This window comes from Campylobacter sp. S4:11 (assembly GCF_024723695.1).
GTDB classification, from domain to species: domain Bacteria; phylum Campylobacterota; class Campylobacteria; order Campylobacterales; family Campylobacteraceae; genus Campylobacter_D; species Campylobacter_D jejuni_C.
This window is the reverse complement of sequence record NZ_JANQDC010000051.1, coordinates 1-1,653: the sequence shown is the minus strand read 5'-3', so window position 1 is coordinate 1,653 and position 1,653 is coordinate 1. Positions and strand designations below refer to the sequence as shown.

Here is a 1,653-nt window from a genome sequence, read left to right as displayed (position 1 = left end):
TAAGTTTTATTACTTGTAAAGGAGTCAATTAAATTAAAAGCAAATTTCTTTGCTTCTTCTCTAGGGTTTTCAATATTTTTTATGTTATCAAGTGTCATTCCTAAATCCATAATGGTGGAGATGATAATTGTTAAATCAGCCATTCTATCTATTCCTAAATTAGCTATAGCTTTGCTTACGCTTTTTTCTTCATCCCAAACCAAAATAAAATTGATAATATCGCCAGTAATAGGAATTTTTTTGCAAATTAATCCGCAAGAATTGAAAGTTTCTAAAATAGTATTTCCATAATCTAAAATAGGTTCTATTTCATTCCAAGCTTGTCTAATCTCTTCGGGTATTATTAAGTCATCTTTATCTGACATATTTATTCCTTATATTTTAAAGCTTCTTTTGTAAGCATTAAAGTTTTTTTTGTTTGATTGTAAATTGCAATGAGTTTTAAAATTTCACTCGTTCTTTTTGGAAAAATTTGAATAAAATCATCTTTAAAATCAAATTTTCTTTTTAGATTGGTGTTAAAATAAGTAAACGCATCGCTTTGAAAAAATCGTCCCATTAAAATAATATATTCTTTTCTTTTGATTATTTTTTTATATTTTTGTTCATTCAATGGTAAATCAATATTTAAGCTTGATATTGCTTTATCGTAAGTAATTAAAGCATTTTGCAAAAGCACAAGTTTATCTTCTTTATTTGAAATTTTATTCATTGTTTCTAAAAGTGTTTCTAAAAGTTTTAATGCTTCATTTTTATCATAAGCAAGAGCTAATCTTTGTGGATAATTTTTAGCTTCATTTATAAGTAAATTTGTATTATAAAGAAAGATTAATTGATTGATATTTTTAAGAGAGAAGATATCTTTATTTGAATTTTCAATATACTTTAAAATTTCTTTATTTTCTAGTTTGCTCTGCTCTATAAGATTGGAAGAAATATCAATATAATCTTTTGCAATTTCGTTTTTATGTAAAATTTGATCTGCTAAAACAAAAAAGTTTTGTAATTCTTTTTTCTGATTTAATGTTAGGATATTTTCTATTTGCTTATAATGAGATTTTCTTAAGTTTTCAAGGTTTGAAATATCGTTTTTTTGTACAGAAAAAAAATTTTTTAAAAAATTCAAATCAAGTTTTAGATAAAAAAGTGCTTCATTAAGATAGATGACATAGCTTAGTGTTTTTAATTCTTCTTTGTTCAGATTAAAATAAATCGCCTTAAGTTCTTCTAAGTTTTGTAAATATTCTTTTCGAGTAAGATTGTTGTAATAGTATGTCTGATTGTTTATATTACATTTAAAATTAACTTGATTTAAATTTGTATTTTGTATAAATTTTAAATCCTCATCGTTCAACTCATCAGTACACAAAGCATAAGCGGTGTTGTAAATAAAAAATGTAAAAAAACATAATTTTAATACCCTTTTTAAAATTTTATCTCTCATTTTCTAGCCTTTTTAATTTACAAAGAAGAAGTAAAACAATATTTATTAGTTTTCTACTAAAAAGAATGATTATTGATAAATAACATATCATTTCAAATAATCCATATTTTGAAAAATATCTACCTAAATATATGAAATTTAAAAATACAATTGGTGGAAAGAGTAATAAGTTTTCACAAAAAATACTATACACCCAATCTATAATTTTA

2 protein-coding genes are annotated in these 1,653 nt (G+C 22.9%); both read right to left on the bottom strand.

All coding sequences use genetic code 11. The features are described 5' to 3' along the window. Nucleotides 1-365 (bottom strand): hypothetical protein (locus CAMP5053_RS08055; protein WP_337217628.1); only part of this gene is annotated, 365 nt, incomplete at its 3' end. A gap of 2 nt (nucleotides 366-367) precedes the next feature. Beyond that, entirely contained in the window at nucleotides 368-1,444 is a 1,077-nt protein-coding gene (locus CAMP5053_RS08050) for a hypothetical protein (RefSeq protein WP_337217627.1), read from the bottom strand. Between the last annotated feature and the right edge of the window lie 209 nt (nucleotides 1,445-1,653).

Excerpts from the sequence above, each read along its gene's own strand:
- CAMP5053_RS08050 (WP_337217627.1), bottom strand. The coding sequence starts at position 1,444 with ATGAGAGATAAAATTTTAAAAAGGGTATTAAAATTATGTTTTTTTACA.